Annotated in this window: 13 protein-coding genes; 7 read left to right on the forward strand and 6 right to left on the reverse strand. The window is 70.4% G+C overall.

Features of this window, described 5'->3' with window-relative positions:
- The first annotated feature begins 18 nt into the window (after nt 1-18).
- A complete protein-coding gene (locus tag ACYVIP_RS14075; RefSeq protein WP_460396080.1) occupies nt 19-408 on the forward strand; it encodes a hypothetical protein in 390 nt (129 codons plus the stop codon).
- Between the two features lie 14 nt (nt 409-422).
- Here ACYVIP_RS14075 and ACYVIP_RS14080 read toward each other — a convergent pair whose 3' ends face one another.
- Nucleotides 423-869 (reverse strand): cupin domain-containing protein, encoded by a 447-nt coding sequence (locus ACYVIP_RS14080; protein ID WP_460396083.1) that lies wholly within the window; start codon nt 867-869, stop codon nt 423-425.
- 29 nt (nt 870-898) lie between these two features.
- Here ACYVIP_RS14080 and ACYVIP_RS14085 point away from each other — a divergent pair, with 29 nt between their 5' ends.
- A complete protein-coding gene (locus ACYVIP_RS14085; RefSeq protein ID WP_460396085.1) occupies nt 899-2,608 on the forward strand; it encodes a metallophosphoesterase in 1,710 nt (569 codons plus the stop codon).
- Between the two features lie 5 nt (nt 2,609-2,613).
- Here the strand turns inward: ACYVIP_RS14085 and ACYVIP_RS14090 are convergent, their stop codons facing one another.
- From ACYVIP_RS14090 to ACYVIP_RS14110, 5 genes are all read right to left on the reverse strand, one after another.
- Nucleotides 2,614-4,170 carry a glucoamylase family protein gene (locus ACYVIP_RS14090; RefSeq protein ID WP_460396087.1) on the reverse strand — a complete coding sequence of 519 codons (1,557 nt, stop codon included), beginning with the start codon at nt 4,168-4,170 and terminating at the stop codon, nt 2,614-2,616.
- Nucleotides 4,171-4,182: 12 nt separating this feature from the next.
- On the reverse strand, nt 4,183-5,025 hold the full coding sequence (locus ACYVIP_RS14095; RefSeq protein WP_460396089.1) for a carbohydrate ABC transporter permease: 843 nt from the start codon (nt 5,023-5,025) through the stop codon (nt 4,183-4,185).
- Nucleotides 5,015-5,929 (reverse strand): carbohydrate ABC transporter permease, encoded by a 915-nt coding sequence (locus ACYVIP_RS14100; protein ID WP_460396091.1) that lies wholly within the window; start codon nt 5,927-5,929, stop codon nt 5,015-5,017. The genes ACYVIP_RS14095 and ACYVIP_RS14100 overlap by 11 nt, the downstream gene beginning before the upstream one ends.
- Nucleotides 5,930-5,933: 4 nt before the next feature.
- On the reverse strand, nt 5,934-7,199 hold the full coding sequence (locus tag ACYVIP_RS14105; protein ID WP_460396093.1) for a sugar ABC transporter substrate-binding protein: 1,266 nt from the start codon (nt 7,197-7,199) through the stop codon (nt 5,934-5,936).
- A gap of 121 nt (nt 7,200-7,320) precedes the next feature.
- On the reverse strand, nt 7,321-8,094 hold the full coding sequence (locus tag ACYVIP_RS14110; RefSeq protein WP_460396095.1) for a phosphotransferase family protein: 774 nt from the start codon (nt 8,092-8,094) through the stop codon (nt 7,321-7,323).
- 118 nt (nt 8,095-8,212) lie between these two features.
- On the opposite strand from ACYVIP_RS14110, the gene ruvC reads away from it, so the two are divergent.
- The 5 genes from ruvC to secD all read left to right on the forward strand — a co-directional run bounded on the left by ruvC (nt 8,213) and on the right by secD (nt 12,843).
- Nucleotides 8,213-8,794: a crossover junction endodeoxyribonuclease RuvC gene (gene ruvC / locus ACYVIP_RS14115; RefSeq protein WP_460396386.1), complete on the forward strand. Its 582-nt coding sequence runs from the start codon at nt 8,213-8,215 to the stop codon at nt 8,792-8,794.
- Nucleotides 8,791-9,402: a Holliday junction branch migration protein RuvA gene (ruvA, locus tag ACYVIP_RS14120; RefSeq protein WP_460396097.1), complete on the forward strand. Its 612-nt coding sequence runs from the start codon at nt 8,791-8,793 to the stop codon at nt 9,400-9,402. The genes ruvC and ruvA overlap by 4 nt, the downstream gene beginning before the upstream one ends.
- A 6-nt stretch (nt 9,403-9,408) precedes the next feature.
- Nucleotides 9,409-10,509 (forward strand): Holliday junction branch migration DNA helicase RuvB, encoded by a 1,101-nt coding sequence (gene ruvB, locus ACYVIP_RS14125; protein WP_460396099.1) that lies wholly within the window; start codon nt 9,409-9,411, stop codon nt 10,507-10,509.
- A gap of 41 nt (nt 10,510-10,550) precedes the next feature.
- Nucleotides 10,551-10,922 (forward strand): preprotein translocase subunit YajC, encoded by a 372-nt coding sequence (gene yajC, locus ACYVIP_RS14130; protein ID WP_460396102.1) that lies wholly within the window; start codon nt 10,551-10,553, stop codon nt 10,920-10,922.
- A gap of 154 nt (nt 10,923-11,076) precedes the next feature.
- Nucleotides 11,077-12,843 carry a protein translocase subunit SecD gene (gene secD, locus ACYVIP_RS14135; RefSeq protein ID WP_460396105.1) on the forward strand — a complete coding sequence of 589 codons (1,767 nt, stop codon included), beginning with the start codon at nt 11,077-11,079 and terminating at the stop codon, nt 12,841-12,843.
- The last annotated feature ends 1 nt before the right edge of the window (nt 12,844 follow it).

Below are 12,844 nucleotides of genomic sequence, written 5' to 3' on the forward strand. Positions count from 1 at the left end.
CCCGGCCGCGGAGGTGCGATGGTGCTCATAATCGCGGCATTCGCCGGCAGCGTGCTGTTGTTGGTGGGTGCGGTCCTGCACTACACGTCCAGACCGGACCTCTTTCCTGGAATTGACGAGTTGTTCAGCCCGGGTAGCATCATGTCGATGCTGGCGGGATTGGCATCAGTTGGTCTGGTGATCGCGTCCATCCAGCAGAACCTGCAGGACCTGCTGGGTTTTCTGATCGCGCCCGCTGGGTTCTCGTTGTACCAGTGGATCGGAAGTATGACATTGATCCGACGAGTATCTCGCGCGGAGAACGTCCGTATCGGTCCCGGCCCTGGCATGGTCCTGACCATGCTTGGCGCGCTCATCGTGGGCGTGGTCGCGTTTCTCTCCCTGCCCGAGGGTTTTGTCGACCGTTAGCTCTGGCCGGAACCCTAATCGCGGCACAGGGCGCGCAGTCGCGGCGCGTCGTCCGGGTAGGCCGCGGCCAGCTCGGCGCCGGTGGCGAACTCCACGCAGCCGTCGGTGTAGGGCGGTACCACGACCGTGCCCAGCAGCGTCCACTCGCCGAGGGTCTCCGCGGCCTGCCAGACCCCTGGCGGCACGGTCACCTGCGGCCGCTGGCCGGCGGCCAGGTCGGGACCGAGCACGTGCTCGGTCACCTTTCCGTTGTCCAGCAACAGCATTCGTGTCGGCGAGCCGGCGTGGTAGGCGAAGATCTCGATCCGGTCCAGCCGGTGGAAGGCCGAGAACTCCGGCGCCGCCAACAGGTAGTAGATCGCCGAGCAGGTCTCGTCGCGCCAGCTCTGGGTGAACAGGCCGCCCTCGATCGGCAGCGGCTCAAGGCCGAGGAGCTCGGTGATCTCGTGGACACTCGACATAGTCCCGATCATGCACGAGGCTGGTCGGCATGGCAGAGCCAAGGCCCCGCCCACGGGAGATCACCGAGGAACAGCTGGGCTTCCAGCCACAACCCGCCGTCCGCTGGCTCAACCCCGGAGTGCTGATCTCCACCGGCGCGCAGTCGGTGATGGCCTCGATCTTCGGGTCCTTCGCGGACAAACGGGAACTTCAGGGCACGCTGCCGGCCACCGTCCACCACCACGGCGACGGGCACTGGCTCGACTTCGTCGCCGACCTCGGCGACGGGTTCGACGCCACCTACTCGATCGCCTCGCTGCTGGCCGCGCCGGAGCTCATCGTCGGCGGGCAGACCCTGCCGCGCGGGCAGGTCCTGGTCATGGGCGGCGACGAGGTCTACCCGGTGGCCGCGACCGACGCCTACGAGGACCGCAGCAAGGGCGTCTACCGCGCCGCGCTCCCGGTCGCCCCGCCCGAGGCGCCGACGCTGTTCGCCCTGCCGGGCAACCACGACTGGTACGACGGGCTGACCTCGTTCCTGCGGGTGTTCGGCCAGGGGCGGCCCTTCGGCGGCTGGGCGACCGCGCAGACCCGCAGCTACTTCGCCGTCGAGTTACCCGGCCGATGGTGGCTCTACGCCGTGGACACCCAGTTCGACGACTACGTCGACGCCCCGCAGCTGGCCTACTTCCGGGAGGCCGCCACCGCGCTCGAGGACGGCGACGCGGTCATCCTGTGCACCTCGAAACCGGCGTGGGTGCCGGCCGGGTCCGGTGGCCCGGCCAAGGGGTACGACACGGTCGAGTTCTTCCTGCGGGAGGTGATCCGCCCGCGCGGGGCGAGCGTCCCGCTGATGCTGTCGGGCGACAAGCACCACTACGTGCGCTACGCCGAACACGGCGGCGGCGCGCAGCGGATCACCTGCGGGCTGGGTGGCGCCTACCTTGCCAGCACCCACACGCTGCCTGAGACGCTCACCCTGCCGCCCGCGCGCTCGCGGGTGCGCGCGCCCGCCGAGCAACGGCGCTTCGACCTCGCCGCACGGTATCCGGGACGGACCGAGTCGGCGTGGTTGGCCACCGGGATCTTCCGGTTACCGTGGCGCAACCCCGGGTTCTGGGCGTTGACCGGCGTGCTGCAGACGGCCATGACGCTGGCCGTGCTGTTCGGCATGACCGAGTCCGACCAGCCGGACCGGCAGGGCGTCTTCGGTCAGGTGGTCGCGTGGGCGCCGACGGCGCTCGCCGCGGCCGTGCTCGTGTTGGTCGGGGTCGCGTTCGCGCGGTTCGACCTGCCGAAGACCGGCAGAACCAACGCGTTCGCCGGGTTCCTGCACGCCGCCGGGCACCTGGCGTTGAGCGTCGGCTGGGCGTTGGTGGTGCGCTGGCTGTACCGGGACGTCCTGCCCGCGGGCGCGGTGGGGGACTGGCTGGTGTTCGGGTTCGTGGCCGTGCTGACCCCGCTGGTGCTCGGCTTCGTGGACGCGCAGCTGGTCGCGCTGTACCTGCTGGTCGCCAGCCGCTTCGGGATCAACTCGAACGAGGCGTTCGCCGGGCAGGGCATCGAGGACCACAAGGGCTTCCTGCGGCTGCACATCGACCAGGACGGCACGCTGACCGTCTACCCGATCAAGCTGGCCAGGATCTGCCGCGACTGGCGGGTGAACCCGGCCGGCGCGCCGACCGATCCGTGGCTGCTCCCGAAGGGGGAGTTACGCCCGGAACTGATCGAGGCGCCGATCCGGATCCCGCGTCCCTGACCGAGTCACTGGTGGCGCGGGAGGTTGAACTCCTCCATCGCCATCACCGGACGGAGGTGGCGCTGCGGGCCACCGGGGACGAACGCCTTCCGCAGCACGTCGTCGGCCAGCAGGTTGCCCAGCGTGCCCATGATCATGCCCTGGTCGAGCGCCAGGTACCGCTTGGCGACCTGCCCGCTGCCCACCGCGATCGAGTCGTAGAACCCGCCGGGACCGTAGCTGTCGAAGTCCCGGCGCAGCTTCGCCAACTCGGTCGCCGCCGCCTTCGGCTGGTAGGGCAGTGCCAACACCACCGCGTGCGGGGTCACCACGCCGTCGCCGTAGCTCGGGGGTGCGGGCTGGGCGTCGCGGCAGCCGTCGAAGCCTACGTCCACGGCCGTGCGCTCCTGGTCGCTGGGGTAGCCGACGGAGTCGATGCCCATCACGTCGACGCCGTACTCCCGGTAGCCACCGTCGGGATTGGACGCCGGGGAGAAGCCCCAGTACCCGTACTCGGCGTCGCGCAGCCCGTGCTCGATCTGGCCGCGCACGTACACCGAGTGCTGCCGCGCCCAGGAGTCCTTGCCCCACTTGACCTCCGGCACGAACAGGTCCGGCATCAGCTCCTCGAACATGTCCCCACCCCAGGTCGGCACGAACTTCAGGCCGCGGTAGGTGTAATGGCCCTCGAACACCGGCACCCCGAGGTAGTCGACGAACTCGCCGACCGGCTTCTGTTCCTGCCAGCCGAAGTCACAGGTGTCCGGGAACGTCCGCCACGGCGCGAAGTAGTGCGCCGGCGGCACCTGTCCGAGCGAGATCGCCACGTAGCCGATCATCCGCACCTCGCTGGCGAAGTTCCCGTAGGTGTGGCAGGTGTAGTAGACGTCCTGGCCGACGCCGAGGTAGTTGTCCGGCAGTGAACACCCCGGCGGCTCCTCGTCCCAGAACCCGCCGCGCATCAGGCCGGCCGGCACGTCCGCGCCCCGGGCCACCGGGTCGTAGTAGGCGTCGAAGCGCATCGGGTCGAGCAGCGCGGTGGCCATGGTCCGCGCCTCCGGCACGGCGTTGCGCACCACCATCAGCGCCGTCGCCAGCCACGCGTTGTCCACACTGGACAGGAACGGGTGGACGACCGAACCGTCCTCCGGCCACACCCGCAGCTTGGCCAACGTCACCGGGTCGTACCAGTTGTAGAACTGGCCGGAGCCGGTGTGCCGCTCCAGCCTGGCCATCGAGTCCAGGGTCCTGGTGGTGCGCGCGACCAGTTCCCGCCGGTCGATCAGGTCCAGTTTTTCCGCGACCACCGCCGACCACAGGTACGAGCCGATGTTGGTCGGCGAGGTGTACCCCGACCGCGAGCCGGGGTCCAGGTCGCCGTCGATGTTGTCGGCCGGCAGGCCGGTCGACGGCGCGACCAGCGCGGTGAACGACCGCCAGGTGTCCTTTGCGAGCCGCTCGATCCCCGGCGTGGCAAAGGAAACGGGATCGGCCATGGGATCGGCCACGGCGGGGACGAGCGGTGTGGCCAGCGCGCCGGCGAGGACCGCCGCCACGGCGAGGCGGAAAGCTGATCGGGCCATCGGGGAACCCTCCTACTTGAGTCCGGTGGTCGCGATACCCCGGACGAAATGGCGTTGCAGCACGACGAACACGACCAACACGGGCAGCACGACCACGACCGAGCCGGCCAGCAGCACGTCGTAGTCGGTCCGGTTCTGCCCGATGGCGTACAGCGCGAGCGCGACCGGCAGCGTGTACGTGTCCTCTGTGGACGCGGCGACCAGCGGCCAGAGGAAGTTGTTCCAGGAGGCCAGGAAGGTCAGGATGCCCAGGGTCGCCAACGCGGGCCGGCACAGCGGGAGCACGATCCTGCGGAAGATCCGGAACTCGCTCGCGCCGTCGATCCGCGCCGCCTCGAGCAGGTCGTCGGGGATCGACAGGATGAACTGGCGCATCAGGAACACCCCGAACGCCTGCGCGGCGAAGGGCAGCACCAGGCCGGCGAGCGTGTTGACCAGCCCGAGATTGCTGGACAGCACGAACAGCGGGACGATCGTCACGATGTTGGGCACCATGATCGTGCCGAGCACGACCCCGAACAGCAACCGTTTGCCGGCGAAGGGCAGCTTCGCCAGCGCGTACCCGGCCGCCGAGCCGAACAGCAGGTTGGCCAGTGTGGTGAGCACCGCGACGGCCACCGAGTTGGTGAAGTAGGTCGGGAAGTCCAGCTGGGCGAACAGGTCGCCGTAGTTGTCGAAGGTGACGTTCTCCGGCAGCCAGGTCATCGGCACCTGGCGGATCTCGCGCTCGGTCTTGAACGAGGACAACAACATCCACACGAACGGCCCGACCATGACCACCAGCCCGATGCCGAGCACCCCGTACAGCACCAGCCGGGCGACCCGGTCCTTCGCGCGTAAGCCGTTACCGGTCAACGTTGTTCCTCAACAGCCGGAACCAGGCGATCGACAGCACCACCACGACGACGAACAGCACGTAGCCCATCGCCGACGCGTAGCCGTAGTTGCCGAAGCCGAACTGGTTGTAGGTGTGGTAGGCCATCGACAGGGTCGAGTCCAGCGGCCCGCCCTGGGTCATCACGAACGGCTCCTCGAAGTACTGCACGTAGCCGATGGTCGTGATCACCGCGACGAACAGCATCGTCGGCCGCAGCATCGGCACGGTCAGGAACCGCAGCTGGGCCACCGGCCGCGCGCCGTCGATCGTGGCCGCCTCGTACAGCTCACGCGGGATGGCCTGCAACCCCGCCAGGAAGATCACCATGGCGAAGCCGAGGTTGCGCCACGCGGCCAGCACGATCAGCGTCGGCAGCGCGAAGGTCTCGTCGTTGAGCCAGTTCGGCCCGTCGACGCCGACCAGCGAGAGCAGTTCGTTGAACAGCCCGGACTCCGGCTGGAGCAGGAACCGCCACACCACCGAGATGGCCACGATGCTGGTGACCACCGGCAGGTAGTAGCCGACCCGGAACAGCGTCCGGAACCGGATCAACCCGGAGTTCAGCCCGAGCGCGACCAGCAGTGCCGCGGCCATCGTCAGCGGAACGCCGACCACGACGAAGATCGCGGTGTTCGCCGCGGCCCGCACGAACTTGGGATCCTCGAACAACCGCAGGTAGTTCTCGAACCCCACGACCTCGACGCCGAGCGGGTCGAGCAGGTCCGCGCTGCGGATGTCGGTCACGCTCATCGCCAGCGACGCCACCACCGGCCCCGCGGTGAACACCAGGAACAGCCCGGCGAACGGCAACGCGAACGCCCAACCGGTCAGCGCGCGGGACAGGGCGGCGCCGTACGGCCGTCTCCGCCGCGGCGCTTCCACGGCCTCAGCCGCCCGTGCCGATCGAGGTCGCCTGTTGCTGCATCGCCCTGGCGGCCTCCTCCGGGGAGGCGGCGCCCTTGGCGATCTTCTCCAGCTCGGTGTCCACGCCGGCCGCGATCTGCTCCCAGGTCGGCATCGGCGGCGGCGCCTTGGCCTTGTCCAGCTGGTCGCCGAACGTCGTCAGCAGCGGATCACCGGCCAGCGCCTCGTCCTCCCACGCCGCCGGCACCGACGGCAGGTCCTTGACCGTCTGGTACCACTTGACCTGGACCTCCGGGCGCATCAGGTAGGACACGAACTTCCAGGCGCCGTCCCGGTTCTCGGCGTTCTTGAACACCGACAGGTTGGACCCGCCGATGAACGAGGTGACCTCACTGTCCCCGCTTGGCATCGGCCACAGCTCGAACTTCCCCTCGCCGCCGAGCTCGTTGAGCAGCCCGATGTGCCACGGCCCGGACACGAAGGACGCGGTCTCGCCGGACAGCAGCTTCGGCTCGATCTCGCCCTCCCGTAACCGGTCCCGTGTGGACAGTCCGGCGGTGTAGAAGGACTCGTAGTAGGCCAGCGCCTCGACGTTCGCCGGCGCGTCGAGCACGAACTGCTCGCCGTCGTGGATGTCGCCGCCGTTCTGCCACACGAACGGCAACACCGTCTGCCACGCGCCGGCCTGGCCGGGTTGCAGGTAGATGCCCCAGGTGGCGCCGCCCTTGGTGCGCAGGTCGGTCACGGCCGTGGTGAGCTCGTCCCAGGTGCGCGGCGCCTCGGTGATCCCGGCCTTCTCGGCCACCGCCTTGTTCACGAACAGCATCCGGGTCTCGACGTACCAGGGCACGCTGAACGAGGTGCCGTCCACCACGCCGGTCTGCCAGGCGCCGGGGAAGAAGTCCTCTTCGGACACCAGGTCGGACGGGACGACGTCCAGCGCGCCGGTGTCGGCGAACTCGCCGATCCAGGTGGTGCCGAGCATGCTCACGTCCGGCGTCTCCTGGCCGGCGATCGCGGTGGCGAGCTTGCTGTGCGCGCCGTCCCAGGGCACCGGGGTCACCGTGACCCGCGCGTCCGGGTTCTCCGCCATGAAGTCCTTGGCCAGTACCGACAGCTTCTCGCCCTCGGCGCCCATGGCCCACACGGTGATCTCGCCGGAGGCCTTGCCCTGGTCGACCCCGGCGCCCTCCTCGGCACCGCCGCCGCCCTCGTCCCGTCCGCAGGCGGCGGCGAGGAGCGTCACCGCCGTGAGGACCGCGAGAAGTCTGGTGGGTCGTGGTGTCATCGCGTACCTCCGGGTCGGCCGTCGTGGACACCGGTGCGCAATCGAGCGCCCAGATTGGAAGCGCTTACATTCCCTGCCTGGGGATGTTTCTAGCACGCATGTCAAGCCGGCTCGGGCGGCCTCACATCCTGGCTCGCAGCACGTCGAACTCGCAGCCTGGCGAAGCCGGGTCGAAGCCGTGCTCGACCAGCCAGCGGACCCCCAGCAGGCTGCGCGCCGACCACCACGCGTGGATCACGTCCAGGTCGACCTCGGCGCCGTAGCCGGCGACCACGTCGTCGAGGTGCTCGGGGTGGCCCAGGGTCAGGGTGGCGAGGTCGAACAGGGCGTCGCCCCTGGCCGCCTCGGTCCAGTCGAGCACGCCGGTGACCTCGTCACCGTCGACGAACACGTGGCAGACCTGCAGGTCGCCGTGGATGAACACCGGCCGCCACGGCCGGAGCGCGGTCCGCGCGAGCCGATGGTTGTTGGCGACCACGTCGGTGGGCAGGACGCCGTTGGTGACCAGCCAGGCGCATTCGGCGTCGAGCAGGGCGGCGAGCTCGGCAGGACCGCGACCGGGCCATGGCGGCAGTGGCGCGTCGTGCAACCGCCGGACGGCGGCCCCCGCCGCGGCCGAGGCCACCGGCGACGCGGTCGACGGCTCGCCGAGCCGGCCAAGCGCGGTGCCGGGGAGGGCGGCGAGCGCGAGCACGGGCGGCTCGCGCCACCGGATCTCCGGTGTCGGGACCGGCGCCATGGCCATCGCCGCGACCTCGACGTCGGTCCGCGCCTGGTCGGCGTCGATCTTCAGGAAGACGTCGCCGACACGCAGGGTCGCGCACTCGTGATGGGCGACGACGACCTCCACGACCTCCACGACCTCCACGACCTCCACGACCTCCACCTCAGCCACGCCGGCCAGTATCGCGGGGACGACCACCGCTGTCGCCGGAGTTACCCGTGTCGCTGCTCGTGGTCGGCCCGCGCGCTCGCTAGGGTTCGAACTGATGTTCACGGGAAGTGGTGGCGGCATGCGCGTGTTGGGCGTCGACCCCGGGTTGACCAGGTGTGGCATCGCCGTGGTCGACGGGGGCACCGGGCGCGCGGTGCGGTGCGTCGCGGTCGACGTGATCCGCACCCCGCCGGGCGACGACCTCGCCATCCGGCTGCTCGCGGTCGCCGACGCGGTGGAGGACTGGCTCGACCGGTACCAACCGGCGGTGGTCGCCGTCGAGCGGGTGTTCAGCCAGTACAACGTGCGCACCGCCATGGGCACCGCACAGGCGGGCGGCGTGGTCGCGCTGGCCGCCGCCCGCCGAGGGCTGCCGGTCGCCTTCCACACGCCCAGCGAGGTCAAGGCCGCGGTCACCGGATCGGGCCGCGCGGACAAGGAACAGGTCACCACCATGGTCACCCGGCTGCTCGGGCTCACCGAGGCTCCCCGGCCGGCCGACGCCGCGGACGCGCTCGCCCTCGGCATCTGTCACCTCTGGCGCGCACCGATGCGCACCCGCCTCGCCGAGGCCGAGGCGAAGGCGGCCGAACTGGCCCGCCGCCACCGGGCCCGGCTCGCCGAGGCGACCCGGGGGACCGGGAAAGGAACGAAACGATGATCTCCTCCGTCCGCGGCCGGGTGCTCGCCATCGGCCTGGACCACGCCGTGGTCGAGGTCGGCGGCGTCGGGCTCGCCGTGCAGGCCACCCCGACGACCCTGGCCACCATGCGCACCGGCGAGGAGACCCAGCTGTCCACCGCGCTCGTGGTGCGCGAGGACTCGTTGACCCTCTTCGGGTTCGCCGACCAGGCGGCCCGCGACCTGTTCGGCCTGTTGCAGACCGTCTCCGGCATCGGGCCGAGGATCGCGCTGGCCACCCTCGCCGTGCTCGACCCCGACCAGTTGCGCGCCGCGCTGGCCGAGGGCAGCCACTCGGTGCTCACCCAGGTGCCGGGCATCGGCCGCAAGGGCGCCGAGCGGATGGTCATCGAACTGCGGGACAAGGTCGGCGCGCTGCCGGCCGCGGCCCCGGCAGCCACCGGCGCGGTCCGCGGCTCGGTGGTGGAGGCGTTGGTGGGGCTGGGTTTCCCGGCCAAACAGGCCGAGCAGGCGGTCGACGGCGTGCTCACCGGCAACGGTGCCACCGGCTCGACCAACGGCTCGGCCAACAGCGACCAGGCCACCGTGCTGCGCAAGGCACTGGCCACCCTCGGCCGCAAGCGGTAGCGGGTCATGCACGATGACCCGGTGACCGAGGACGAGATCGGCGGCGGCGCGGACGGCTCCGAGCTGTCCCCGCTGGCCACGCCGGGCGAACGCGACGACGAGTCGTCACTGCGGCCACGCAGGCTCGCCGAGTTCGTCGGCCAGCCACGGGTCCGCGAGCAGCTCGAGCTGGTGCTGCAGGGCGCGACCCAGCGCGGCGCGGCACCCGACCACGTGCTGCTGTCCGGTCCGCCGGGACTCGGCAAGACCAGCCTCGCCATGATCATCGCCGCCGAGCTCGGCAGCGCGCTGCGGATCACCTCCGGCCCGGCGCTCGAACGCGCGGGTGACCTCGCCGCGATGCTGTCCAACCTGGTCGAGGGCGACGTGCTGTTCATCGACGAGATCCACCGGATCGCCCGCCCCGCCGAGGAGATGCTCTACCTCGCGATGGAGGACTTCCGGGTCGACGTGGTCGTCGGCAAGGGCCCCGGCGCCACCAGCATCCCGCTGGAGATCGCGCCGTTCACCCTGGTCGGCGCGACCACCCGGTCCGGCTCGCTGACCGGCCCGCTGCGCGACCGGTTCGGCTTCACCGCGCACATGGAGTTCTACACCGCCGACGAGCTGGAGCAGGTGCTTCGCCGGTCGGCCTCGATCCTGGACATCGACCTGCGCGACGACGGCGCGCGGGAGATCGCCGGCCGCTCCCGCGGCACGCCCCGGATCGCGAACCGGCTGCTGCGCCGGGTGCGCGACTTCGCCGAGGTGCGTGCCGACGGCATCATCACCCGCGAGATCGCGATGGCCGCGCTGCGCGTCTACGACGTCGACGACCTGGGGCTCGACCGCCTCGACCGGGCGGTACTGGACGCGCTGGTGCGCTCGTTCGCCGGGGGACCGGTCGGGGTGTCCACACTGGCCGTCGCGGTCGGCGAGGAGGCAAGTACGGTGGAGGAGGTGTGCGAGCCGTACCTGGTTCGAGCAGGCATGTTGGCCAGGACGCCCAGAGGACGGGTGGCGACCGCGTCGGCATGGACGCACCTCGGGCTGTCGGCCCCGGCTAACGCTCCAGGTCCGATTCCGCCTACTCTGTTCGACAGTGACCCTGCGCACGTCGCAGAGTGAATACAGCTTTCCACGGATGGAGAAAAATGGAACTGCTTCCCATGCTTCTGCTGTTCGGGCTGCTCGGCGTCATGATGTACTTCATGTCCCGGCGCCAGCGCAGGGCGCAGGAGCAGCAAGTGGCGCTGCAGAACTCGCTGGCGGTCGGTGACCGGGTGATGACCACCTCCGGTCTCTACGGCACCGTCACCGACACCGACGACGACACCACCATCGGCATCGAGATCGCGCCCGGTCTGGAGACCGAATGGCTGCGTGCGGCGGTCCGCGAGAAGGTCGGTCCGGTCGTCGAGGACGAGGACGTCGTCGATGACGACGAGGACGTCGACGTGGCCGAGGACGAGACCGTGGTCGACGAGGTCGAGGACATCGACGTCAAGGACGACGAGAAGGCTGACTCCAAGCAGAAGTAGCCATAGGCTGTGAGCGTGACGTGACCGTGTGACATCGGCCTCACATCACGCCAGGTACGCTGCGCCTTCACCCAACACGTTGTAACGGGTGCGGGCGCAGTCGTGTGTGACCAGACGCGTCCGACCGACGCCAGCCCGAGGAGACCGACCGACCGTGGCACCACCCGCAGGGCAGATCCGCCCAGGGCGCTATCTCGCGTTCTTCCTGTTCATCGTGGTCCTGCTCTACACCTTGGTGTTCGCCACGCCGGATCATCAGGCGAAACCCAAGCTGGGCATCGACCTGCAGGGCGGTACCCGAGTCACCCTGACCGCCAGGACCGAGGACGGCAGCGCCCCCGGGCGCGAGGCGCTCGAGCAGGCGCGGCAGATCATCGAGAACCGGGTCAACGGTATCGGTGTCTCCGGCACCGAGGTCGTGCTCGACGGCAGCAACCTGGTCATCACCGTGCCCGGCGAGGAGGGCGACCAGGCCAAGGACCTCGGCCAGACCGCCCAGCTGCGCTTCCGGCAGGTCTACGGCACGGTCCCGGCCGAGCCGGTGCCCACCGAGGAGCCGGCGCCGGGCACCCAGCCCTCCGAGCCGCCCGCCTCCGAGCCGCCGCCGACCGGCGCGTCGTCCCCGCCAAGCGCCTCGGGCGCGCCGCAGGGACGTCCGGCCCCGGCGCAGGCCGGCCAGCCGGTCGGCGAGCACCGCACCGGGCCACCGGCCAGCGCGCCCCCGGAGTCCGCACCGCCGGCCGAGGGGGACGACGCGGTCGACCCGGAGACCGCCAAGCAGATCCAGGAGGCCAAGGCACTCCGCCAGGCGCCGACCCTGATCGCGGGCGCGGACGGCACCCCGGCCGACGAGGCCGCCCAGCAGGCGGCGGTCGCCGCGCTCGACTGCGCCAAGACCGACCCGCTGGTGGGCAACGACGACCCGGCCCTGCCGCTGGTCGCCTGCGACCAGGAGGGCACCGCCAAGTACATCCTCGGCCCGACCTTCCTGCAGGGCACCGAGATCTCCGACGCCAACTCCGCGGTCAACCCCGAGGGCGTCGGCCACGTGGTGACGCTCAACTTCAAGAGCGAGGGCACCCGGATCTGGGCCGACTACACCACCGCCAACGTCGGCAAGCAGGCCGCGTTCGTGCTCGACACCCAGGTGGTGTCCGCCCCGGAGATCCGGGAGCCGATCTCCGGTGGGCAGACCCAGATCAGCGGTGGCGCGGGCGGCGGGTTCAACGCCGAGGAGGCCAAGAGCCTCGCCGAGGTGCTCAAGTACGGTTCGCTGCCGCTGTCGTTCGACACCTCCGAGGCCGAGACCGTCTCCGCGACCCTCGGGCTCGCCTCGCTGGAGGCCGGGCTGATCGCCGGGGCCGTCGGCATCGCGCTGGTGTTCCTCTACTGCCTGTTCTACTACCGGATGCTCGGCCTGCTGACCGGACTGTCGATCGTGCTCTCGGGTGTGATCGTGTTCGCGGTGCTGGTGCTGCTCGGCCGGTGGATCGGGTTCACCCTCGACCTCGCCGGGGTGGCCGGGTTCATCGTCGCCATCGGCATCACGGCCGACTCGTTCATCGTGTTCTTCGAACGACTGAAAGACGAGATGCGCGAGGGCCGCACGTTCAGATCGGCGGTGCCCAGGGCGTGGGTGCGCGCCCGGCGGACCATCCTGTCCGCGGACGCGGTCATGTTCCTCGCCGCCGCCGTGCTCTACGTGCTCGCGGTCGGCCAGGTCAAGGGCTTCGCGTTCACCCTGGGCATGTCGACCGTGCTTGACCTGATCGTGGTGTTCTTCGTGACCCACCCGCTGGTCATCCTCGCCTCCAAGTCGAAGACCCTCTCCAGTCCGAAACTGTCCGGCCTCGGCAACGTGCAGCGAGTGTCCGACCGGACCGCCAACGGTCGCGCGCGCACCGCGACGAAGGAGGCGTGAC

Source organism: Actinophytocola sediminis, from assembly GCF_054779715.1.

Bases quoted from the DNA above. Each gene is read 5' to 3' on its own strand.
- ruvA (WP_460396097.1), top strand. From the start codon at position 8,791: ATGATCTCCTCCGTCCGCGGCCGGGTGCTCGCCATCGGCCTGGACCAC.
- ruvC (WP_460396386.1), top strand. From the start codon at position 8,213: ATGCGCGTGTTGGGCGTCGACCCCGGGTTGACCAGGTGTGGCATCGCC.
- ACYVIP_RS14080 (WP_460396083.1), bottom strand. From the start codon at position 869: ATGTCGAGTGTCCACGAGATCACCGAGCTCCTCGGCCTTGAGCCGCTG.
- ACYVIP_RS14075 (WP_460396080.1), top strand. From the start codon at position 19: ATGGTGCTCATAATCGCGGCATTCGCCGGCAGCGTGCTGTTGTTGGTG.
- ACYVIP_RS14085 (WP_460396085.1), top strand. From the start codon at position 899: ATGGCAGAGCCAAGGCCCCGCCCACGGGAGATCACCGAGGAACAGCTG.
- yajC (WP_460396102.1), top strand. From the start codon at position 10,551: ATGCTTCTGCTGTTCGGGCTGCTCGGCGTCATGATGTACTTCATGTCC.
- ACYVIP_RS14090 (WP_460396087.1), bottom strand. From the start codon at position 4,170: ATGGCCCGATCAGCTTTCCGCCTCGCCGTGGCGGCGGTCCTCGCCGGC.
- ACYVIP_RS14105 (WP_460396093.1), bottom strand. From the start codon at position 7,199: ATGACACCACGACCCACCAGACTTCTCGCGGTCCTCACGGCGGTGACG.
- ruvB (WP_460396099.1), top strand. From the start codon at position 9,409: ATGCACGATGACCCGGTGACCGAGGACGAGATCGGCGGCGGCGCGGAC.